Source organism: Phenylobacterium sp. (assembly GCF_030646615.1).
Taxonomy (GTDB): domain Bacteria; phylum Pseudomonadota; class Alphaproteobacteria; order Caulobacterales; family Caulobacteraceae; genus Phenylobacterium.
Genome location: NZ_JAUSLG010000011.1, coordinates 53,973 through 76,479, shown reverse-complemented (window position 1 = coordinate 76,479; position 22,507 = coordinate 53,973). Strand labels below are relative to the sequence as shown.

At 63.7% G+C, this 22,507-nt stretch carries 18 protein-coding genes; 8 read left to right on the top strand and 10 right to left on the bottom strand.

All coding sequences use genetic code 11. The annotated features are described in order from the left end of the window. Window positions 1-132: 132 nt before the first annotated feature. The 5 genes from Q7S93_RS01560 to Q7S93_RS01540 all read left to right on the top strand — a co-directional run bounded on the left by Q7S93_RS01560 (window position 133) and on the right by Q7S93_RS01540 (window position 7,003). Window positions 133-1,443 (top strand): outer membrane beta-barrel protein, encoded by a 1,311-nt coding sequence (locus tag Q7S93_RS01560; protein WP_304711788.1) that lies wholly within the window; start codon window positions 133-135, stop codon window positions 1,441-1,443. A gap of 198 nt (window positions 1,444-1,641) precedes the next feature. Next, window positions 1,642-3,816 (top strand): polysaccharide biosynthesis tyrosine autokinase, encoded by a 2,175-nt coding sequence (locus Q7S93_RS01555; RefSeq protein WP_304711787.1) that lies wholly within the window; start codon window positions 1,642-1,644, stop codon window positions 3,814-3,816. Between the two features lie 497 nt (window positions 3,817-4,313). Continuing rightward, a complete protein-coding gene (gene galE, locus Q7S93_RS01550) occupies window positions 4,314-5,309 on the top strand; it encodes a UDP-glucose 4-epimerase GalE (protein WP_304711786.1) in 996 nt (331 codons plus the stop codon). 267 nt (window positions 5,310-5,576) lie between these two features. Next, complete coding sequence (locus Q7S93_RS01545) at window positions 5,577-6,176, top strand: sugar transferase (RefSeq protein WP_304711784.1); 600 nt, start codon at window positions 5,577-5,579, stop codon at window positions 6,174-6,176. A gap of 83 nt (window positions 6,177-6,259) precedes the next feature. Further along, window positions 6,260-7,003: a 3'(2'),5'-bisphosphate nucleotidase CysQ gene (locus tag Q7S93_RS01540; RefSeq protein ID WP_304711782.1), complete on the top strand. Its 744-nt coding sequence runs from the start codon at window positions 6,260-6,262 to the stop codon at window positions 7,001-7,003. On the opposite strand, the gene Q7S93_RS01535 is transcribed toward Q7S93_RS01540, so the two are convergent. Then, the gene (locus Q7S93_RS01535; protein ID WP_304711780.1) at window positions 7,000-7,950 is read right to left on the bottom strand and encodes an NAD-dependent epimerase/dehydratase family protein; all 951 of its coding nucleotides are present in this window, start codon (window positions 7,948-7,950) and stop codon (window positions 7,000-7,002) included. The two genes, Q7S93_RS01540 and Q7S93_RS01535, sit on opposite strands and share 4 nt — an antisense overlap. Before the next feature lie 164 nt (window positions 7,951-8,114). Here Q7S93_RS01535 and Q7S93_RS01530 point away from each other — a divergent pair, with 164 nt between their 5' ends. Next, window positions 8,115-9,098: an NAD-dependent epimerase/dehydratase family protein gene (locus Q7S93_RS01530; protein ID WP_304711778.1), complete on the top strand. Its 984-nt coding sequence runs from the start codon at window positions 8,115-8,117 to the stop codon at window positions 9,096-9,098. Between the two features lie 29 nt (window positions 9,099-9,127). On the opposite strand, the gene Q7S93_RS01525 is transcribed toward Q7S93_RS01530, so the two are convergent. After that, on the bottom strand, window positions 9,128-10,342 hold the full coding sequence (locus tag Q7S93_RS01525) for a glycosyltransferase family 4 protein (protein WP_304711777.1): 1,215 nt from the start codon (window positions 10,340-10,342) through the stop codon (window positions 9,128-9,130). 149 nt (window positions 10,343-10,491) lie between these two features. Between Q7S93_RS01525 and Q7S93_RS01520 the strand changes: the two genes are divergently transcribed. After that, window positions 10,492-11,583, top strand: coding sequence for a polysaccharide pyruvyl transferase family protein (locus Q7S93_RS01520; RefSeq protein WP_304711775.1), 1,092 nt, complete (start codon window positions 10,492-10,494; stop codon window positions 11,581-11,583). A gap of 35 nt (window positions 11,584-11,618) precedes the next feature. On the opposite strand, the gene Q7S93_RS01515 is transcribed toward Q7S93_RS01520, so the two are convergent. Next, entirely contained in the window at window positions 11,619-12,791 is a 1,173-nt protein-coding gene (locus Q7S93_RS01515; RefSeq protein ID WP_304711774.1) for a glycosyltransferase family 4 protein, read from the bottom strand. Between the two features lie 13 nt (window positions 12,792-12,804). Next, complete coding sequence (locus Q7S93_RS01510; RefSeq protein WP_304711773.1) at window positions 12,805-13,923, bottom strand: polysaccharide pyruvyl transferase family protein; 1,119 nt, start codon at window positions 13,921-13,923, stop codon at window positions 12,805-12,807. Between the two features lie 245 nt (window positions 13,924-14,168). Between Q7S93_RS01510 and Q7S93_RS01505 the strand changes: the two genes are divergently transcribed. Next, a complete protein-coding gene (locus Q7S93_RS01505; RefSeq protein ID WP_304711772.1) occupies window positions 14,169-14,993 on the top strand; it encodes a sulfotransferase family protein in 825 nt (274 codons plus the stop codon). 153 nt (window positions 14,994-15,146) lie between these two features. Here the strand turns inward: Q7S93_RS01505 and Q7S93_RS01500 are convergent, their stop codons facing one another. From Q7S93_RS01500 to Q7S93_RS01475, 6 genes are all read right to left on the bottom strand, one after another. Beyond that, window positions 15,147-16,184 carry an acyltransferase gene (locus tag Q7S93_RS01500; protein WP_304711771.1) on the bottom strand — a complete coding sequence of 346 codons (1,038 nt, stop codon included), beginning with the start codon at window positions 16,182-16,184 and terminating at the stop codon, window positions 15,147-15,149. A gap of 54 nt (window positions 16,185-16,238) precedes the next feature. Further along, complete coding sequence (locus Q7S93_RS01495) at window positions 16,239-17,159, bottom strand: glycosyltransferase family 2 protein (protein WP_304711770.1); 921 nt, start codon at window positions 17,157-17,159, stop codon at window positions 16,239-16,241. Beyond that, complete coding sequence (locus Q7S93_RS01490; protein WP_304711769.1) at window positions 17,156-18,589, bottom strand: O-antigen polymerase; 1,434 nt, start codon at window positions 18,587-18,589, stop codon at window positions 17,156-17,158. Before Q7S93_RS01490 ends, Q7S93_RS01495 begins: the two co-directional genes overlap by 4 nt. Before the next feature lie 196 nt (window positions 18,590-18,785). Then, window positions 18,786-20,222, bottom strand: coding sequence for an oligosaccharide flippase family protein (locus Q7S93_RS01485; protein ID WP_304711767.1), 1,437 nt, complete (start codon window positions 20,220-20,222; stop codon window positions 18,786-18,788). 41 nt (window positions 20,223-20,263) lie between these two features. Then, window positions 20,264-21,487, bottom strand: a complete 1,224-nt coding sequence (locus Q7S93_RS01480; RefSeq protein ID WP_304711766.1) for a polysaccharide pyruvyl transferase family protein — start codon at window positions 21,485-21,487, stop codon at window positions 20,264-20,266. Beyond that, window positions 21,488-22,453, bottom strand: coding sequence for a nitroreductase family protein (locus Q7S93_RS01475; RefSeq protein WP_304711765.1), 966 nt, complete (start codon window positions 22,451-22,453; stop codon window positions 21,488-21,490). It abuts the gene before it with no gap. Between the last annotated feature and the right edge of the window lie 54 nt (window positions 22,454-22,507).

The following is a 22,507-nucleotide window of genomic DNA, read 5'->3' as shown; positions in this document are numbered from 1 at the left end:
CGGCGGCGGCGGCGGCGGCGTCACCTATCCGTAATTGTGACCTGAGGCGGGGCGCGCGCGCCCCGCCTTCCCAACATTTCTGTTTTTCCATTCCCCGCCCCTTTCGGTGCGGTCTAATCTGAGGTGTCGATCGTGACTGCGAACAAGCGCGTACTTGCGGCGAGCGCGGCGATCGCTGTCGCCGCCGGCTTCACACCGGCCGCCGAGGCGCAGACAGCGCGCGGCGCGCTTAATCAAGTTTCCGGCGCCGAAAGCAACTTCGCCCGCGACCGAAACATCAGCGTTCGCCAGCGGCCCCATGAGGGCTACGAAGCCCTCGGCCTTCGCCTGGGGACTTTCATGGCGTATCCGAAGGTTTCGGTGACGGCCGAACACAACGACAACATCTATGGCGTCGCGACCAATGAGACCGACGACCTGATCTGGCGCGTTCAGCCCGAGATTTCGCTGAACTCCGGCTGGTCGCGGCACGCGTTGCAGGCGCGGGCGCGGGCTTCGATCAATCGCTACCAGGACAACGGGTCTGAAGACACCGACGACTATACCGTCGGGGCGTCAGGCCGTCTGGACGTCAGTCGCGCCACTCAGATCGCAGCAGGCGCCGACTGGTCCCGCATGACCGAGCCGCGGACCTCGTCGAGCACGCCCCAGGCGTCGACGGCCCCCATTCAGTACGATCTGGCGTCAGCCAATGTGGGCTTGAGCCACGAGTTCAACCGTCTCCGCGTGTCTGGCCGGTACGATATTCGCGAATACGACTACGAAGATGGTCGTACCGCCGCCGGAACCCCCATCGAGCAGGACGACCGAGACCGCAAGGTGCACGCCGTGACAGCTCGCGCCGATTATGCGGTCAGTCCCGCCACAGCGCTGTTCGTTGAGGTCAGCCGCAACTGGCGCGAATACGATCTGACGCCGCCGGCCGTCGCCTTGACTCGCGACTCAGAGGGGACCCAGGCCCTGGTGGGCGCCAACTTCGAACTCGGCGCCCTTGTGCGCGGCGAGGTCGGCGTAGGCTACATCACGCAGGAATATGACGATCCCCGCTTTGATGAGCTTGAGGGTCTCGGCGCCCGCGCTCAAGTCGAGTGGTTCCCCACCCAGTTGACGACCGTGTCGCTGACTGGCTCGCGCACCGTGGAAGACAGCGGCATCCCCGGCTCGTCTGGCTATCTGTCGACCAATGTGGGCGCCCAAGTTGACCATGAGCTCATGCGCAACATCATCCTCACCGGCCAGGCCTCCTATGGCCAGGACGAGTATGAGGGCGTTGACCGCGATGACGACCGCCTGAATCTGGGTGTCAGCGGCACCTACCTTCTGAACCGCTATGCCGGCCTGACCGTGGCGTACAGCTACTTCGACCAGAGCTCGGGCGGCGCCGACGGCGGCAACGACTTCAAGGTCAACAAGCTGGGCGCGACGCTCACCTTGCAGTTCTGATCGGGACGGCCAGGCCTCAGGGCTTGGCCGTCACTTTCCCGGCTTAGTTCGGCCTCAACATGGCCCTGGCTTTGCACGCCCCCGTAGCAGCAAGCCAGTTTCGGGACATCGCCTTCGATGAACGCTTTTACACAATCCAACGCAGAGCCCGGTTTTGAAGACGCTGGGGGCGGCCCCGGGGCTCGGCGTGGGGGCGGCTTGGCCGACCAGTTCGATCTTCGGCGTCTGGCGAACATGTTCCGGCGTCGCGCCCGCCTTATGGCCGCCGTCGCGGCCCTCGTCTTTCTCGCCGTTGTCCTGGTCACCATGACTGCGACGCCCATGTACACAGCCACCGCCAATGTCATGCTCGACACGCGTGCTGAACAGGTCGTCAATGTTGAGGCTGTGCTTTCGGGGCTGCCGGCCGATTCCAGTGTGGTGGATACTGAGGTCGAGATTCTGAAATCTCGCCGTCTAGCCGAGCGCGTCGTCAACGCCCTTCAACTGGACAAGGACCCAGAATTCAACCCGGCGCTCCGGTCGCCGGGACTGGTCGCCACCGCGCGGCAAGCCATCCGCTCAACCATCGCAACCGTCTCTCCCCCCGAGGCGCAGGACTCCGCGGTCGCAGAGCAGAAGGCCCATGAGCGGGTGGTCAATAGCGTGCTGAGCCGCTTGGCCGTGCGCCGCTCTGGTCTGACCTATGTGATCAATGTGAGCTTCGAGGCGGAGAGCGCCCCCAAGGCCGCGACGATCGCCAACAAGTTCGCCGAACTTTACCTGCTTGAGCAGCTCGAAGCGAAGTTCGATGCGACGCAGCAGGCGACCAACTGGCTGAACTCGCGCCTGGAAGGTCTGCGCGAACAGGTGCTGAGCGCCGAGGCCGCCGTCCAGCAGTACAGGATCAACAACAATCTGCTGAGCGCCGCCGGCACGAACCTGACCGAAACCGAGATCTCCAACTACAATCAGAGCCTGGCCGAGGCCCGTGCTCAGGTGGCCGAGGACGAGGCTCGCCTCTCGACAGCCCGCAGCCAGCTGGCGCGCGGCTCGACCGGTGACGACCTGGGCGAAGCCCTGAGCTCCCCCGTCATCCAACAACTTCGCCAGCAGCGCGCCACCGTGAGCTCGCGGGTCGCTGACCTGCAAGGGCGATATGGCGATCGCCACCCCGAGATGCTGACCGCCAACCGCCAGCTTTCAGACATCGACGCCCAAATTCAGGCCGAGATCCAGCGGATCATCTCCAATCTTGAGGCCAAGGTGCAGGTGTCACGCCAACGCGCCGGCGCCATCGGCGGCAGCCTCTCCAGCGCCCGCGGCACCCTGGCCGGCAACAACCAGGCTCTGGTGCGCCTCAATGAGTTGGAACGGACCGCCGAAGCCTCGCGCACCCTCTATGAGAGCTATCTGAACCGGTACAAGGAGACGAGCTCGCAGCAGGGCATCGAGCAGTCCGATGCTCGGGTGGTCTCCGAGGCCACCATCCCGACCGGCCAGAGCTCGCCGAAGGTTCCGCTCAACCTGGCGCTGGGCCTGGTCCTCGCGCTCGGCTGCGGCGTGGGCGCGGTGATCCTGGCGGAGATGCTCGACGCCGGCCTCGCCACGGCCGAGGACGTTGAACAGCGCCTGGATGTCTCGTATCTCGGCGCGATTCCGCTGCTCGCCTCGGTCGCCGAAGGCCGCGTCGGCTCACCCATCGACTATGTGGTGGAAAAGCCCCTTTCGAGTTTCGCCGAGGCGTTCCGGAACCTGCGCGCCTCAGTGATGTACTCACGCCTTGGCGAAGCCGTGAAGATTGTGGCGATCACCTCGGCGCTTCCGGGCGAAGGCAAGACGACCACCTCTGTCTGTCTGGCTCGCTCCGCCGCCCAACAGGGCAATCGCGTGATCCTGGTCGATTGCGACCTGCGCCGGCGCTCCGTGAACCGGATGTTTGGCGCCGAGCCTCAGCGCGGCCTCATCGAAGTCCTGGCCGGGGAGGCCACCCTTGAAGAGGTGACGACGATCGACAGTGTCACCGGCGTGCGGCTGCTGCCCCTGGCCAAGTCCAGCCTGACCCCCAGAGACGTCTTTGGGTCGGCGGCCATGGATCGCCTGCTTGAGCAGCTGCGGGAGTCCTACGACCTTGTTATCCTGGACACGGCTCCGGTTCTGCCTGTGGCTGACACCCGCGTGCTGGCTCCAAAGGCCGACGCAGTGGTCTTCCTCGCGCACTGGCGCAAAACGCCGCAGCACGCGATCGAGGCGGCGTTCCGGCTCCTATCGGGCACCGGCGCCCACCTGGCCGGCGTCGCCCTCACCCAGGTCGATATGAAGCAGCAGTCGAAATACGGCTACGGCGACCCAGGCTACTACTATGCCGAATACAAGAAGTATTATGTGAGCTGAGGGCTGGCTCCCTGCCGGGAGCTAGCCGAGGGCTTTCAGGCTAAGCTGGAGCAGCAGAGCCGCCGCGATCCAGAAGGATCCGCACGTCACAGCCACGAAGGCGACCGTCTTTCGCGCCGACCACTGGGTCGGTGCGCGGGGCGACAGGGACTCACGCAGCTGGTCTTGCAGCCGTCTGGCCGGGCTTTCGCCCGCAAGATCTTCAGCTGAGGCCAGTCTCGCAGGCCGGAGCGCAGGCTCCGGCGACGAGATGAAAGATGTAGCGACCACTTCTGCGGTCTTAGGCTTAGGTTTGGCGCCCACGTCGAGATCCTCCGAGTGACCCGATCCTTGTACCAAAGGGCGCCTAACAAACCGTCTCCGTTCAGGTCTCGCGCCTGCTCTTGGGACGAAATCCGCCGCAGCGCTCATCTATATTAATTGAGTCTTACGGGCGTCGCGAAGACGACAGCAATATCGCCCTATGATTGCAGGGCGAATTTCATCAAGGGGGTGGAATGCAGAAGGTTCTGGTCACCGGCGGCGCCGGCTATGTGGGTGCTCACACCTGCCTTCGGCTGTCCGAGGCGGGCTTCCTGCCGGTTGTCTATGACAACCTGAGCAATGGCCATGCCGAGTTCGCCCAGTGGGGTCCCCTGGAGATCGGCGACATTCGCGACGCCGCAAGACTGGACGCCGTTTTCGCCGCCCACAGCCCCGTCGCCCTGCTCCATTTCGCCGCTCTGATCGAGGTGGGCGAGTCTGTCCGCCATCCAGACCAGTTCTACGACAACAATGTCGCCGGCGCGCTTTGTCTCATTAATGCTGCGCGCCGGGCGGGGGTTGAGGCCATGGTGTTCTCCTCCACCTGCGCCACCTACGGCGAACCCCAGCAGATGCCCATGGACGAGACCCATCCGCAGGCGCCGCTCAATCCCTATGGGCGTACCAAGCTGATGGTCGAGCAGATGCTGCGGGACTTCGATCGGTATTCGGGGTTCCGCTCAGTGGCCCTGCGTTACTTCAATGCGGCCGGCGCGGACTTTGAGGGGCGGATTGGCGAGTGGCACACGCCTGAGACCCACGCCATTCCCCTGGCCATCGCGGCGGCCCAGGGCTCAAACGCCGGCTTCAAGGTCATGGGGCGGGACTATCCGACCCGCGACGGCACCGCCGTTCGCGATTACATCCACGTTCTCGATCTGGCCGCCGCCCATGTGCTGGCGTTGAAGCACCTGCTGGCGGGGGGCGCCACTGAGGTCTTCAACCTTGGCACCGGCACGGGATCGACCGTCCAGGAAGTGGTCGACGCCGTGGCCCAGGTTTTGGGTCGCCCCTTCGAGGTGGCCGACGCCCCACGGCGGGAGGGCGACGCCCCCGCCCTCGTGGCCGACAATCGCAAGGCCCGCGAGATTCTCGGCTGGACCCCAGGCTTCGGTCTGTCGGAAATCCTTGAAAGCGCATGGAAATGGCACACAGACGGCCTTCCGGCCCTGCAGCGGGCCCAGACATGATAGTTCTTGCCGCAGTGCACACTTTGGGCGCCTTAAGAGGTGGCGCCGAGGCACAAGACCGCTCATAAGACAGCTCAACCCTGCGACGAAAAAACTAGATCGGCCTAGGGTCAGAGGGTAAAGACTGCGACAACCGTAAGGGGCTGCAGCTTGTATTTTTCAGGCACGAAGAATATCACCCTCCAGAGTACAGGCCTGACGGGCCTGCAAGGGGGCGCGTTGTACTCAGGTCCGGCTGTAAAGGGCGGCCATAAGCTCAGCCTTGACATGTGTCGGTTTCTTGACGTGATCATCGCGCTGGCCGTGCTTATATTCATCGCCCCGCTCATGCTGGTGATCGCCGGCCTCATCAAGCTCCAGGATGGTGGTCCGGCGCTGTTTCGCCAGTCTCGCATCGGCCAGGGCGGCGAGGCGTTCAACTGCCTCAAGTTCCGCACCATGGTCACCGACGCCGAGGTCCGGCTCAACGCCCTGCTGGCTCGGGACCCTGAGGCCCGCCGGGAGTGGGAGCTTGACCACAAGCTGCGCAAGGATCCTCGGATCACGGCCCTGGGCGCCTTCCTGCGCAAGTCGAGCCTCGACGAGCTGCCCCAGCTGTTCAACGTTCTGAAGGGCGAGATGAGCCTGGTGGGCCCGCGGCCCATCGTGGTGGCGGAAATCCCCCGTTACGGCCGTTGGTTCGCGCACTATTGCGCCGTCAAACCCGGCGTGACCGGCCTCTGGCAAGTGAATGGCCGCAACGATGTCTCATACCGTCGCCGGGTCGCGCTCGATGTGCTCTATGCGCGCACGGTCGGCGTCAGGCGTTATGTGCAGATCATGGCGGCCACCGTGCCGGCCGTTCTCCTGCGCAGCGGGTCCTATTGAGCGATAAGCGCTATCTATCGTTTTCCGCTCGCCTTGCCTGCGGCCAGTAAAAGTAGAATGCCGGGGCGGGGGCCTGGTGGGATATGTCTCAAGCATTCGATCTTGTCGATGACGCCCGGCTTGCGTCCGATCTGGCCCGACAGGCCGGGGCCCTGCTCCTCAAGGCGCGCGACCTCACCAGCATCACCGGCAAGCCCCTCGGCGGTCTTGGTGACGCTGTCGGCCAGCAGTTCCTCAGCCACTCCCTCCAGAGCCTGCGCCCGCATGATGCGGTCCTTTCGGAAGAGGCGACGGACGACGTCGCCCGCCTTGAACGCTCGCGGGTCTGGATCATCGACCCCCTCGACGGCACCCGGGAATACTCCGAAGGCCGCGACGATTGGGCCATCCATGTGGCCCTGTGCGTCGATGGCGAACCGGTGGTGGGCGCCGTCGCCCTCCCCGCCCTCGATCTCGTGCTCGACACCCGCACCCCGCCCAAAATGCCGGACGCTCCGGACGGCCTGAAGATTCTCGTCAGCCGCTCGCGCCCCCCTGAGGTCGCCAGCCGGGCGGCCGAGGTGCTGGGCGGCGAACTGGTCGGGATGGGCTCGGCCGGCGCCAAGACCATGGCCGTCGTCCGCGGCGAGGCCCACGCCTATGTCCATGCCGGCGGTCAGTACGAATGGGACTCCGCCGCCCCGGTCGCCGTGGCGCTCGCCGCCGGCTTCCACGTCTCCCGCCTAGACGGCGCCCCGATGGTCTACAACCAGAAGGACGTCTACATGCCCGACCTCATCGTCTGCCGCCCAGAGCTGAAAGATCGGCTCATGGCGGCGGTAGCCTAGTCGAGCGTCGGCAGATGCGCCCCGTCCAGACTCGCATAGGTCTTCTCAAGCCCCATCCGCAGGCTGGTCGCTGGACGCCAGCCGAGGCTGGACAGGCGAGAAATGTCCAGGAGGCGCCGGCTGGCGCCATCCGGCTTGGCGGCGTCGAAGATGATCTCTCCGGCAAAGTTCGTGACCTCTGCGATCTGATGGGCCAGGTCGGCGATCGTCACATCGAACCCGACACCGACATTGACAGGCGCCTCCCCGGAGTAGCGCTCCAGAAGCGTCACGCAGGCGTCAGCGGCGTCATCGACATAGAGAAACTCCCGGCGCGCCTTGCCCGAGCCCCAGACCTCGACTGTCGATGCGCCCGACCGGCCCGCATCGGCAAAGCGGCGCATCAGCGAGGGCACGACATGGGCGTGCCGTCCCGCCGGGCGCGGATCAGGTCCGTAGAAGTTCGTGGGCAACGCGCTGATGAAGTCACAGCCGTGCTGTCGCCTATAGGTCTGGCAGAGCTTGACTCCGGCGAGCTTCGCCAAGGCATAGCCCTCGTGAGCAGGTTCCAGCGGCCCGCTCATGAGGACGTCTTCCTTGAAGGGTTGCGGGGCGTCGGGCGGGTAGACGGCCGCCGAACCAATGAAGAGCAGCTTCTGGACGCCTGCGCGGCGGGCGCCCTCAATGGTGCTCCCGGCGATCAGCAGGTTGTCGAGGAGCACGTCGCCGGGGCGGTCGAGATGCGCCTGGATGCCGCCGGCCGCCGCCGCAGCGATGACGGCCAACTCCGGCGCAGCGCCCTCGGCCCAGGCGGCCGTGGCGGCCGGATCCCTCAGATCGAGGTCCTGGCGAAGGGGCGCCAGAACCTGGGCTCCGGCCTGGGCGAGGCGCCGATGCAGCGCCTGTCCCAACAGTCCCCCGGCGCCGGCAAGCCACACGCGCCGACCGGCCAGGTCAAATCCTGTCATCTGATTTTCTCGTTCCCCAACTACATCGGCACGGCACGTTTATTGAGAAACTCCGTCCTATGCGACACCCCTGATCCGAATTCGGACAGCGACCGGCGCAATTCCTACACTGAAACCTTTGCACCACCTGGTGCAGGCAGACATCCCTTCGACGAGGTTAGTTTATGAGCAAGACAGCATTAGTTTTGGGAGCCGGCGGCTTCATCGGGGGACACCTGGTCAAGCGCCTGAAGCGTGAGGGTTTCTGGGTGCGTGGCGTTGACCTGAAGTTCAACGAGTACGCTGAGACCCAGGCCGACGACTTCGTCATCGGTGATCTCCGCGATCCCTATGTCGTTCGGCAGGTGATCGATCGACGTTTTGATGAGGTCTACCAGCTCGCCGCCGACATGGGCGGGGCCGGCTATATCTTTACCGGCGAAAACGACGCCGACATCATGCACAACTCCGCCACGATCAATCTGAACGTCGCCGACGCTTGCCACAAGCGCACGATCAAGCGGGTGTTCTATTCGTCGTCGGCCTGCATGTATCCGGCTTACAATCAGGAAGATCCCGACAACCCGAACTGCGCCGAAGACAGCGCCTATCCGGCCGCCCCCGACAGCGAATACGGCTGGGAGAAGCTGTTCTCCGAACGCCTGTTCCTCGCCTACAACCGAAACCATGGGATGCAGGCCCGGGTCGCACGCTACCACAACATCTTTGGCCCCGAGGGCACATGGTCGGGCGGCAAGGAGAAGGCCCCGGCGGCGCTGTGCCGCAAGGTTGCTGAGACGGCGTCGAACGGGACGATCCAGGTGTGGGGCGATGGCCTGCAGACCCGATCCTTCCTCCATGTCGACGAGTGCCTTGAGGGGACGACCCGACTGTTGCGCTCGGACTTCGAGGGTCCGGTGAACATCGGCTCTGAGGAGATGGTCACGATCAATCAGCTGGCGCACGTCATCATCGACATCTCCGGCAAGTCGATCAACCTGGAGAACATCCCCGGCCCCACCGGCGTGCGCGGGCGGAACTCCGACAATCGGCTCATCCAGGAGAAGCTTGGCTGGGCCCCGTCTCAGACGCTCCGCGCAGGGCTTGAGACCACCTACGAGTGGATCGAGCGTCAGGTTCGGCGCAACGACGCCCGCAAGGTCGCCTAGAGCCACCGACGGGGGCGCCAGCCTGGAGACTATTGGCGTCCCCGTCGCACCGCTATCGCCCGCTGGAACACATTCTGGAACCGCGCCGCAACCGCCGTCACGTCGAAGTTTGTCTCCGCATAGGCTCGTCCGGAGGTCCCCATCGCTGTTCGGAGCTGACCATCGCCATGCAGACGGCGCGCAGCAGCCACCAGACCTTCTGTATCTCCAGCCTCGACCACGAGGCCGGCGCCGGCATCTGCGAGAATGCGCGCCGCGAGGTTCTCGCGGGGCGCCGAAAGGATGATCGGACGATGAGCGCAGAGATAGCTCAACACCTTGGACGGCACAGAAAAGCGCCCGGCGTCCTCCTCGAGGAGGGCGATGACGACGTCGGCCGAACCAAGGACCTCAGGCAAGACCTCCATCGGCTGGAGCGGGAGGAGGCTGAGATTGGATCTCGGCCGCGCCTGAAGTTCGGCCCGGAGCATATCGGCGCCCTGCCCTGCCGCCACGACCGTCACCGCCACCTCGGGGTGGGCGGCGAACGCGTCGGCCAGGGCCGTCAGCACGAGCGGATCATGCTTGAGGCCCAGGGTGCCGGAGTACAGGAAGTTGAACTTGCCCTGCAGGCCGTGCGCCGTCGACCAGCCGTTGTCCCGCGGACGCACAGGGAGCGAATCGATGGCGCCCCAGTTGGGGATGATCTCGAGCTCGGCGTTACGCACCTTCAGTTCGGCAAGGCCACTCTGGAAGTCATCGCTGATCAGGACAATGGCGTCGCTGCGCCGCAGTTGCCCCGCCTCCAGATGCTCGTACCACGCCGCCACCGCGGCCCCAGCGCCGAACCACTTGCGACCCAGAATGCGCTTCACCGCCAGGCTGTAGAAGTCCTGCATCCAGAACACGAAGGCCGCGCCGCTCGCCTGTGCGGTCCGCATCAGCGGCTCCTGCGCCTCCACCGGCGTGTTGCCCGAGATCACCACATCGGGCTGAAAGGCGGCGATCCGGGCGCCCGCTTCCCGGCCATAGCGAATGTCCATCGCCCGCCGCTGGAACAGCTTTTCCTTGGAGTAGGCGCCCGGCAGATCAATCGCGTCGACGGAAAACCCCGCGGCGTCGTCGGCCCGAACAGAAGCATCACCCTTCGGACCAGCATCGCCGGCAAAGTAGAAATGCCGGACAGCATGCCCCTCCCTCGCCAGTTGGCGGGAGAGTTCAAACTGAAACGGGTGCCCCGCATAGTCATGGACGGCGATACGCATCGCTGGTTTGCCTCAAATTTCAATAATTGAGGATAACATCCACTCATTTAGAACGTTTTCAACTATTATTTTTATTATTTACTTCGAACTGACAGTTTTTCGTGATTAGAGAACGCTTACGCGCCTGCCCTCGAACGCTTGGACGATCAATGACATCGATGCAAACCACCCCCATCACGAAGCCCCGCGTTGCGCTCGTCTCTGGCTTCTGGGGCCAGAACATCGGCAACGCCTTCTTCAACATCGGCGGCAAGTGGATCCTGGAGCAGGTCTTTGGCGAGGGGAACGTCGCCTTTATCCAGGACCAGCCTGGCTATCGGACGTTCCATGACCAGTCCAAGGGAAACCCGGCCAACGACATCGAGCTGCTGCAGTACCTGGACGTGGACTACATCGTCCTGCAGGGGCCGCTGCTGACCACCGGCTTCGCCCAGCTCTGGCGGCCGACCTTCAAGGCCCTCACCGCCCGGGGGACGAAGATCATTCTGCTGGGCGCGGCCTTCTTCAAGTTCCGCGACGAGGAGTATGCGGCGGCCAAGGCCTTCCTGCAGGAGTTTCCGCCGGCCCTGATCAGCACCCGCGACTCCCGCAGCTACGAACAGCTGAAGACCTGGGACCTGGCCATGCCCCTCTATGACGGCATGGATTCCGCCTTCTTCGCCCCCAAGGCCTATACGCCCTTCGCCCTGACGGCGCCGCCCTATGTGGCCCTGAACTTCGACCGCTATCTGGAGCCGACCATCACGCTGGGCGCCGCCGCCAAGCCCGGGGCAGACTTCAGCTTTGAGCGTAACGGCAAGGTCTGGAGCCTGGAGGTTCCCAAGCTGTCGTCCCGCCTGGCCCACCGCAGCAAGGTCCAGGCCTATCTCGGGCACCTGATCGACCGGCGGCAACTGCCCGCGGAGATCGACGGCCTGATGGTCATGCGGCCGGAACACCGGGTCAACCCGCACATGACCTATAAGATCTACCAGCACCCCAACGCTGTGGCCTCGGACGAGCCCTGGACCTATTTCAACATCTACGCCAATGCCGACCTGGTGCTGGCCGATCGGGTCCATGCCTGCGTCGCGGCGCTGGCCTATGGCCAGACCGCCATGCTGTTCACCCCCTCCCCCCGCCAGGCCCTGTTCGCCCGGGTCGGCGCGACGGAGATCCGCAACCGCCCGGTCTCCATCGATCTGGCCTGGCTTGAGGAAGAACGGCAGAAGGAAGTGGCCTGGCTCAAGGCTCAGGTGTGAGCGGGGACCGCCGCGCCCCTTGACGGGGCGCGCGCTCAGCGCCGCCGCCGCGCCAGTCCGGCCTCATAGGCCGCCACATGGACGTCGGCGCACACATTCTCGTCCAGGTGCTGCAGCGCATAGGTCCGGGCGCTGCGGCCCATCCTGGTCCGGGCCGCCTCGTCCTGTGCCAGATTCAGCACATGCTCGGCCATCTCATCGACCGTGCGGGAGCGGTTCAGGTAGCCCACCTCGCCGTCCTCGACAAAGTCGGCCATCGAGCCCACTTCGTTCACGACGACAGGCATGCCGGTGGACATCGCCTCGGCCGTCACCACGGAAATGCCTTCGCCGTGGGAGGGCAGGACGAAGATGTCGAAGGCGGTCATGTAGCGGTCCACATTCGATCCGGGCTCGACAAACTTCACAATGTCGGCCTCGACCAAGCCATAGCCCTCGGCTCGATCCACCACTTCTGACTGGTAGTAGTCCCGGTGATGCGGAAGCCACCCGCCACAGATGGCGTAGCGCAGGCGCGTATCACGCCCCTTCAGCTGTTCGGCCACCTCGACGACGGCCTGGTGGTTCTTGTTCGGCCCTCGACCGCCCACGGTCGCCACAACCACCTCATCGCCGGTCCAGCCGAGCTCCTGGCGCACCTCGGCGCGGACCTCGTCGTTCGGCGCATATCGCGTCGTGTTGATCGGCGCGAAGAAGACGAAGATCCGCTCACGAATCCGGTTCAGGCCGGGGTGCTTCTCGATCACCGTGTGACCGGCCGTCATCACCGAATGGGCCATCAGACGCACCAGGGGCGTGAAGACCTTCTTCAGGGCCAGGGGCGGCTGGTCGCTATGCAGCTGCCAGACCACGGTCTTGCCCATCAGGCGCCCGGCGAAGGCGCTGTGGAAATGCATCAGACCGCAGACCTGCACGATCTCGATATCTTCCGTCCGGATAAGCCGGCACAGACGGAAAATATCCAGCGGGATCGTCAGCAGAAACTGCAGTTGGACGAGGGGATTCAAGGTCTTCCGGATCCGCCGCAGCGGAATTTCGGCCACGCGGACGCCCGACTTCTCAAGTCGCTCACGTCCATTGTCCCGTCCCGTTTTTGGCAGGACCACCGTCCACCGCCAGCCTCGGGCTTCGCAGAGCGGCGCGACCCTTTCCATGATCGTGTGGATGCCGCCCCATTCGGGCGCATGGATCACCGACAGTACATTCATCTCTAATTCCCCCTTACGGCCGCTCGAAAGCCTGCGTCACGGCCGCCCGCATACGCCCATATCTCGCGGCGAACTCATCGCTATCCAGGTCAACATCGGCCGGCGTCGCCCGGCGGACAGACTCATTGGGATGCGCCATGTCGATGATGCAGTTGCGCCCCAGGCCGTGGTCATCGACGAAGTGCTGCAACTTTTCATTATATGGAATGATCATCATCGGCACGTTATGTAACGACGCCAGTATCGCCGAATGGTACCGACTAGCGACGACGATGTCGCAGCGCGACATGTCCTCCATTAGGGCTGCCAGACCAATAGATCTCTTGACGATACGGCTCCCCGCGCCGGCCGCGCCTAAAGACCCCGCCAGTATGTCGGAGCTCTCGAGATCCGACTCCTTTTCGTTGTCCTTGAACGCATAGATGCTGAACTCGGCGGCGGGATACCGGCCGGCGAGCGCCACGCCCAGCTCGCGCCAGAACGCCCCATTGTCCGCCACCAGGCCATAGGGCGACAGATCGATGGTCGAGACGCCGATCCGGCCGACCTCGGAGTCAGGGGCGAGCCCGGGCCGCTGACGCCCGCCCGGCCGCAGCGCATAGGCCAGATCCACCCCGAGGACCGCCTGCGCGTGGCCCGCCGCCCTCAACAGGCGGAGGGACTGCTCATCCCGAACGACGAGCACCGCGCAGCAGCTCATGGCGATCTTCGACAACAGGCGCGTATACCAGGTGGTGATCCGGCCCGCGCCAATCCCGATCGCCGAGACCTTCTTGCCCAGCAGCCTGGGCGCCGCATAGAGCCCGCAGAGCTTCAAATAGCGCAGGAATATGGTGCGATGGGACACGCCCTCATATTCATCATGGAACGAGGTCCCCCCCACCCGCGCGACGAAATCGCTGGCCAGGATCGCCCGCAGGGCGTTGGGCAGGCTCGCCTTCACCACCGAAACCCCGGCCCTCGACCCGACGTCGACGGCGGAGGGGTCGCGGGCGAGGATCGTCACCTGCACCTCGGGTCGAACCAGGCTGAGCAGCCCGGCCAACATGGCGTCATCCCCCAGGTTCTCGCCACCCAGATAGCCAAACAGGACGGCGCGCCCGCCCGCCACGGCGCCAGTCGGTTCACTCATCTGGCGTGGCTGCGGCGCTCGAACCGCCGCGCCTCCGATGCCGCAGCGCAACCCAGTAGAACATTGTTACTCGTCCGGCTCTCAATTGGAGATATACAGGCGAACCCTTGAAGGGCTCAATCTGGGGCCATTATCTTCAGCAATGGCGCCTCATGACGGAAGGTCTAACCAGAGCAATACCTCTTTACAGCGTGGCCGTGAAAGAGAATATATGTTTCCGTTTTCCGCCCCGGAGATTTTTTTAAATGCCCCTACCCCATTTTCTTATTATCGGGGCGATGAAGGCGGGGACCACCACTCTCTACGACGACCTCGGCCAGCACCCGGGGGTCTGCATGTCCTCCCAGAAGGAGCCCGAGGGCCTGCTGCATATCGATGCCCCCGGCGGCCTTGAGCGATATGAACGGAGCTTCCGCGCCGCCCAGCCCGGGCAACGGATCGGGGAAGCCTCCACCGCCTATGCCAAGCGGCCGGAGCATGAGGGCGTGGCCAAGACCGCCGCCCGCCTCCTCGGCCCGGATCTCAAGGTCATCTATATTATGCGCGATCCCATCAAACGGATCGTGAGCCAGTATCAGCATGAGGTCGGGCTGGGTCTGGAGGCCCGCCCGTTCGACATCGCCGTGCGCGAAGACCCCCGCTATGTGGCGTTCAGCCGATACGATTATCAGCTCGAACCTTGGCGGGCGGAACTCGATTCAAGCCATATCCTGTGTCTGAGGTTTGAAGACTATGTCCAGGACCGCGCCGGGACCCTTGCCCAGGTGGCCGAGTTCCTCGGCCTGGATGAGGCCGGCCTCCCCACGGCGTTCGGCGGCGCCCGCAACGCCTCGGCCCAGAAGCCCGTCGCGAAAGGGGCCTGGCGGGGCCTCATGCGGTCTGGCCTCTATCTCGACCACATCAAGCCCCTGCTCAACTCCCAGACCCGAGACCGCCTGAAGCAGTGGCTCCTGCCCGTGGCGAAGAACACGCCCGTCATCCTGGACGACGATACCGTCCAATGGCTGCAGGCAAGCCTCACCGAGGCCGACCACGGCGCCTATCGTGATGCGCGCCTGTCCTCGTGCTAGCCGGGCTAGGAACTGGCCCGTTGAGTTTCTGAAGGGAACTTAACCTGCGCAGTAGCCGCACGCTCTGCCAGCGGCGCATTATTGGAGAGCGCCAGTTCAGCCGTGTCATGCTGGGCCGCTGGCAGCCCTCCCATTCAGACCTGTTCCCAGGCCTCAGCCGGTCACAATTCTCTGTACCGCTGGCGGAAGGATGCGCTTGGCTACAAATAGTCCGGTTGAGCAAACTGCTACAGTCAATGGCACTAATAGAATGCTGTAGAAAACAGGATTCATCTCCAATCCCCCCCTGGACCAGACCTTCGCTATAACAGCGAAAACCAGCAGGTGGGTGAGGTAGATGAAGTAAGAGTTGCGGCCGATCCAGGCCCACCCTCTGAACTGGTACTTTCGGAGCGAAGCGGTCGCCCCTAGAAGCGCCAGGAAAAGCGCTCCTGAGGCCAAGAGGCTGGTCGCCTTCGTTTGGGACATCCCGAACTTTGCCGCGTCCGCCGCCGTCAGAGCTTGGCCCTCAAGCCAACTGAGGCCAACGCAGAGAAGCCATCCGCACCACAATAGAGGTAGCCAGCGCTGTAAAAATTTCGACTCCGGAAGGTGATACCGACGAGCGACGAAGCCAAAATGATAGAACGGGTACCATACCCAGAACGGCAGCGCGTTCGCCGGAAAACTCGACAGGGGATGGTCGACCAGAAACAGCTGGAATACGTAGCTGGTGACTAACCCCGCAAGCGCACCGCCTGCCATTATCAGCGCGTGTCCCCTTACGCTTGAGACTTTAGAGATTAAAGGGGTCAACACGACCATCTGAGCCAGAACGATTACGAAGTAGCCAACTCCGATCCCCTCACCCATGAATATGTCGGCGGCCAACACGTTCGGAGATAATAGATCCTCCGGCCGGCCAAGGCCGACATAGACAAAGGTCCAAAGAAGGTATGGCGGCAATAGCCGCTTGAGCCGCGAGGATATGAACTCACCGGACTGAATTACCGCCCTACCGCCAGCCATGTAACCAGCCAGAGCAAGAAACATCGGCACAGCAAAATTTATGAATTGGCGGATCAGAAGCGCAAACTGGAAGGCAAACGTCTGCTCACCCATCTGGCCGGGAATATTGAGGGCATGAATTCCGACGACAGCAAGTATACTCCACCCCTTGATGGCGTCCCAGTAGTTATCCCTGTCTGCCACGGCTGCTTCCCCCAGGTCGTTACGGGCGCTGTAGTCCTGCCCTTAAATTAGGTTTCAGCTCACAGCGCTCAGTAGTTCGCCGTAGGTTTTCGGGCTTTGCTCCCGCCCCCCAAGGTTGGCGAGCGACAGCGGAGCCAAGGCCTTCAACAGCAGCTTCGCGGCGTTCCGTGGCCTCAGGGCCCCCCCGCGATAGGCGTTCAAGACCAGCCCCACGGCCCGCCACCTCAGGCCGGCCGCGGCATATTTCGGCGCCCCCAGGCGTGCGAGGAAGGCCAGCCGCGCCCGCTCGCTCAGAAGCGGGCTGATGACCTCGAACGCCTGCAGGGTCTCCTGATACTTGTCGCTACGGCGAAACCGCCCGCCGCTCAGGGTGAGGTCAAGGACCGCCAGGGCCCGGGGCAGAAAGACCAGCCGGGCGCCCCCGGCGGTCATCCGCGCCAGGAAGTCGAAGTCCTCATGGCGCCGCAGGCCTTCCCCGAACCCCACCGCCCGGCCCAGGGCCGCGGGAAAGAGACAGGCGCTGAGATGGATCAGGCCGCCCCTGAGAAAGGTGTAGTCGCCGTACGGCTCCCCGTCCCGCGGTCCGTCGGCCGGCGCCTGCCAGGTTCTGTCGCCCTTCACATAGGTGATCTGCGAAAAGACAATGTCGCCGGGGTGTGAGATGGCCTCGGCCAGACACCGCTCCACCTTTTCCGGAAGATAGATGTCATCGTCGTCGAGGAAACAGAAAAAGTCCCCCGTCGCCGACTGAAGCGCGCGGTTTCGGTTGGCGACAATGCCGCCATTCTTCGCCGCGGCGACCAGGGCGAGTCTCGGGTCATCGAACTCGGCCAGCACGCCTGCGACGTCGTAGGATGAGGCGTCATCGCAGACCAGGATCTCAAGATCCCCGTAGGTCTGACGAACGACGCTGGCGATCGCGCGCCTCAGCATGTCAGGACGATTGTACGTCGTGATGGCGACCGTGACTTTCAAAGCCGACGCCCCTCAAGCTTAAAGGCAGGTCGACGACGACCTACGACCAGATAGCGCAGAAGGTAGGCGACAACTAACAGAGGCGTCAAAGCCAACAGCATCAGAACAATGATTCGAGATAGGTTCCCGTTCATCAATCCATAGATGAAGGGCATTAGGGATATATAGAATACAGTGGCAATTTTATTGTTCGCTAAAAGTGGCCTGAAGGTGTTCCAAACCACGCGGGTCAGGGCGCCAAACAGCAGCGATACGATCAGATATCCGAAGATGCCGAAGTTCATGTAACCCTCGGCCATAAAGCTGGGCGGCCGGCCGGTCAGTCGCGTCGTCTGACCGAGCACCTGCTCCTTCACCATCTTGCCCAGACTGACGTCCGGCTTGTTGGGCCACAGGGAGCGGGGGATCGGGAAGGTGACCCAGCTGAAGAAGGAGGAGCCATACAGGTAATCCATCCGCTCGGGCACATTGCCCAGGATGTGGGAGGTGCCAGCGATGGACAGGCCGTTTCCGGCGGCGCCGAGGGCGACAATGGGGTTGTTGAAAGAATCCACCCGACGCGACAACTCGCCGCCCTGCGCGGCCTGACGCAACGACGTCATCGCCGAGAAGGCCAGCAGCACCACGACGGCATAGGTGACAAGGGTGCGAAGCTTCAGCCGCTCATAGACCATGGCGATGATGAACAGGGCGATGAAGGTGTTCATCACCTGCCCGCGGTGGCTGGTGACAAAGGGGATCAGGACGCTGCCGGCAATCAGCACCACCAGCGCCGCCGCGACATTGAGCGGCATGCGGCGATAGATCGAGAAGGCCGCAGCGGCGACAAAGGTGACGATCGCCACGTTCAGGGCGGACACCACCCTGACCAGGCCCTGGTCGCCGCTCTCCAGATCGCGCTTCCGCGAGATCGCATCAAGGTCGCCGCCGACGGCGCCGACGGCGAGAAAGCCCGACATGATCCAGACCAGGGGAATGGCGACGGTGATGATTGCAGTGAGCCGCGAGGGCGAGACACTGATGTCCTGGAAGAGTCTGATCTCTTCCAGGCGTATGCGAGCGGTCGGAAGGCAGCTGCCGATCCCCACCAGGGTCAGGGATACAAGTATCCAGATCCCCCCATTGATGAAGTGGGCATAGGGCTCTCCATTCGTGACAAAGTCCCACCGCGGTCCCGTTCCATAGGCGATAAAGCTCGCCCCCAGGGTTGTTCCCACAATTATCGAGGGCAGAAGGAGGAAGGTGGGCTCGATGAAGGACAGAGGCCGCCGCGAAAGAATGACCGGCAGGCCGAAAGCCCCCGGCGCCAGTATCCCCAGGCCAAACACCACGTGGCGTTCTCCGTTGGGCGTTACGAGGCCGAAGAAGACCAGCGCAAATCCAGCAAGGATACTCAGCAACGAAATGGCTGTTAGAACATGCCTCGCCAAGAAACCACTCCAAGCAGCCACCCGGAGGTGGCGAAAGCGTTGCGGGGCCAGCAACCGGAATTCCAGGATGCCGTATTTCGCCCCGTTGATACAGGTCGCCCCTAGTCCAGGTCCAGTTTTTCCGCTGTAGCGCTCGCCCTGGCGAGGCCCCTCTCAGGGATCGCCGGCGCAAGGCGCGCACCGCGGCCTGCTGGGGTCAGATTTGCGCGCCCTTCGGGCGGGCCCTCAGGAACCGCCGCAAGATGGGCGGCGTCCCCTCAACCAGGGCGCCATAGGCGCCAGGCGCCGCGATCGGCACGATAAACCGGACGGAGAGGGCGTAGATCAGAACCCCGACCGGGACCCCGGCGCACAGGCGAACCCAGGCCGGCGCAGCGTCCAGGGCGACCACACCCCCCCAGACCACGGCCGACATCAACAGGGCCGGCAGGGCGAACGGCGCAATGGCGCCCACCGTGGCGCGCAGGGGCACTCCGATGACGCGGCGGGCGAGGAAGGCGCTGGCGGGGATGGAGAAGGCGCCGCGGGCGACAAAGCCCACGGCGGCGAAGTAGATGCCGAACATCGCCCCGATCGAGGTGGTGACCAGGCTGAAAAGGGCGCCCTTGATGCTCAGTCGCGCCGCCAGCCCCGCCGAGCCCTCGACGATCAGCAGGGGATAGAGCACCGGCCCGATCAATGACGAGAATATCCCCAGGCAGAGTATCGAGGAGATGACGGCCGCGTCTCTCCATTCGGCGCCCATGACTTCATAGATCGCGATCGGCGCGATCGCCGCGGCGCCGAGGAACACCGGACAGACCACGGCGGCGTAGACGCTCAGCGCCTTGACGAACTTCTGGTCGGCGCCGGCCTTCGAGCGGGCGAAGGTGGGCAGGAGCATCTGATTGATCGGGGATACGACGGCCTGGGTGAGGAACTGATTCACCTGGCTGCCGACGCGGAACTGGGCGGCGGCGTTAACCCCCACCATCGCCCCGACGATGAGCTGGGCGATCCTCATATAGCCGCCGGAGATCGTCGCGCTGAGCATGATCGGCATGGCGAAGGTGATCTGCTCCCTCGCCTGGGCCACGTTCAGGATCATCGCCGGTCGCCACCGCCCGAGCACCAGGACCACGAAGAACATGCCCAGAGCTTCGATGAAGCTCAGCGCGACCACGGCCCAGCCCCCGGCGCCGGCGATCGCCAGGATGACCGCGGACGTGGCCGCCAGCACCGAGGCCACCAGCTGAGCCGCGGTGAGAATGCGGTGCCGGAAGTCGCGCTCGATGAGCGCTTCCTGGATCGACGAGATGGCGCCGATCAGGACCACGCCGGCCGTGACCTGGACATATGAAATGATCGACGTGGCGCCGAACAGAACCCCAGCCAGAGACGACAGGGCCACAACCCCGCCCGCCAGGACGAGGCCCAGCAAGGTGTTGGTCCAGAACGCCGTCGAGGTGATCTCGGTGGTCAGGGTCTTCGACTGGATCACGTAGTCGCGCAAGCCGCGGGTCACCAGCCCGCGCAGAAGGACCGCGATGGCCACCGCGATCGACGCCGCGCCCAGGTCTTCAGGCCCGATAATGGCCGCGATAATAAAGAACGCCCCGGTATTGGCCGCCTGGCGGCCGCCAAAGCGAGCCACCAACCAAAGTGCGCTACGCGCGGAGCGCTCTGCGAGCTTCATTAGCGCCCGGCGCCAAGCGCTTCGGCCACCCGCAGGCCCGCCGACTGCGCCCGCGCCCGGAGTCCCGGAAGGCGGGCGGCCAGCGCCTGTCCAAGGTCCTGCTCCTGTGACGCCATGTGCGCCGTCAGCGCCCACAGCTCGTCGGCCGTCACCTTTCGCGCGTCGAGCACCAGGTCCTCGTGGCCGAAGGCGTCACGGTTAATGCCCCGCGCCTTCACGCTATAGGACAGGGAGATGGTCGGGCGACCCGACGACATGGCCGCGATGGTGGCGTGCGTGCGGGCGCCGACGAACATATTGCAGGCGGCGATGATGGCCTTCAGCTGACTTGCGTTCAGCTGGGCGTCCACGAGCCTCACCCGGTCTTCGTCCTTGAAGGCCTGATAGACCGCCCTCAGCACCTTGCGATCATCATTCACCCCCTGCCCTGAAAGGGGAAAGACATGGGGGATCAGCACGACGCCGAAATCCGTCTCCCGCAGGACGGTTTTCACATAGGCCTGCGCGACCTCCACAAGACTGTCTCGCCCCTGGGCGGCTCGGTCGGCCTCGACCAATGGGCTGATATTGAGCCCCAGGACCCTGGACCCGGGCGGGAGATCGATCTCCACGGACGTCGCGGGCTTGAGAACAAAGGCCGGATCGGACACCCGCGTGACGTTCTTGAGGCCATGATCCTCCAGGTACTTGGCCGTAAGCTCGTCTCTGATGAACAGGTCCTGCATTCGAGCCAGATGACGAAGGGCCGTCGGTTCAAAGGCCGGCGTCTTGGAGAAGGGTCCTACGGACGCGCCCCAGAGGAAGGTGGGCTTGCCCTTGTTCATCGCCGCGGCGTCGTGGGACATGACCCGGATCGGAAATCTGTAGTCGAGCGAATACATGTCGCCGCCCACGGAAATGACCGCATCACTGCTGTCTATCCCCGCCGACACCTCATGGCTGATGGGAAAGGGCCAGGGCTGGGCCTGGAGAGCCGGAAATCGCCCCAGCACCTCCTGCCACAGCCGTTGGGTCCGGGGCTGCGCGCCGGAGCCGACAAACTCCACGCCCAGTTCCCGACTCTCGGGCCACTGACGCGCGTCAAGTCCGGGATCGTCGGACGGTACGAGAAAACGGCTCTCACCCAGCGACTTTGTGAGGATGTCCACCGTCGACCTGACAATCGCCTCGCAGCCGCGGTTCGAGAATGTTCTCTGGCCCGTAAGATAAAAGGTCCGACCCATCTAGATTTCCTTGAGAACTTCAGTAAGCGGCTTACGCATCGACCGGCAGACTTCGAACTCGTCCCTGAGCTCTCCGACAGCGATGTACATGATCACATTGTCTGCGTCGGCTATGGGCATCCTGGCCCGCAACGCCTTGTCGGCATCAGGGTTCTGACTCCAGTTCAGACAGCAGGAACCAATGCCTCTGGAATGCAGGGCAAACACCAAAGCCATGGCGAACATGCCCCCGTCGATCCAAGACTGGTATCGCTCTCCCGACGTATTGAAAGCCGATAGATCAGAGGTGACGATCACTAGATTCTCGATCTGGTCGGAAAATCCACGGTTTCCGTTTTGAAGAGCCAGCGCCCTGTCTATGACGCTCTTGTCCTGGATCAGATAGCACCTAGCCGACTGTCTGTTGCAGACAGATGGCGCATACATGGCTTCGGTTACGCATTGTTCGAAAGTTGATATCGGGATCACCCCCGGTTCGAATTCTCGAACACTATGGCGAGATCTCACAAACTTCCCGAAATCGATCTCGCCGTCGCGCGTGATATCGGCCTTTCGGACCGTTTGAACGCCGCCACGCTCTTCAGTCCCCTGCCAGGCGCCCCTGAGATCGCCCAGCGCCTTCAGCAGGCCGGCGCTGCCTTCGGGGGGCTCAAGCTGCTCATGAAACTTGACATAGGCCGCTATGCTTCCGAGGGCGGCGTCGCGGAATGCTGAGGCTCTTCCATACTCGGAATCCAGCATTCGCAGCACTTTGCGAAGCACCGGCTGCCCGAAGAACCGACGAGGAGAGGGCAAGCTCAGCCCCTTCTCGACTTTGTGGTATTCCTTTACCAGAATCGCATCAAACTGACTTTGATTTTTGAACCTTGGCGCAATAGCGGCGTAATTCGAAAACCTAGTGAAGTCATATACCGCACCACGAGCCAACCTCATCAGGACGAGATTGTGCCGCACGATCGACTTCACCTGGGATAACATAGTCATATTTTTCTCAGCCGCCGGCCTTCAGGCCACAAACTC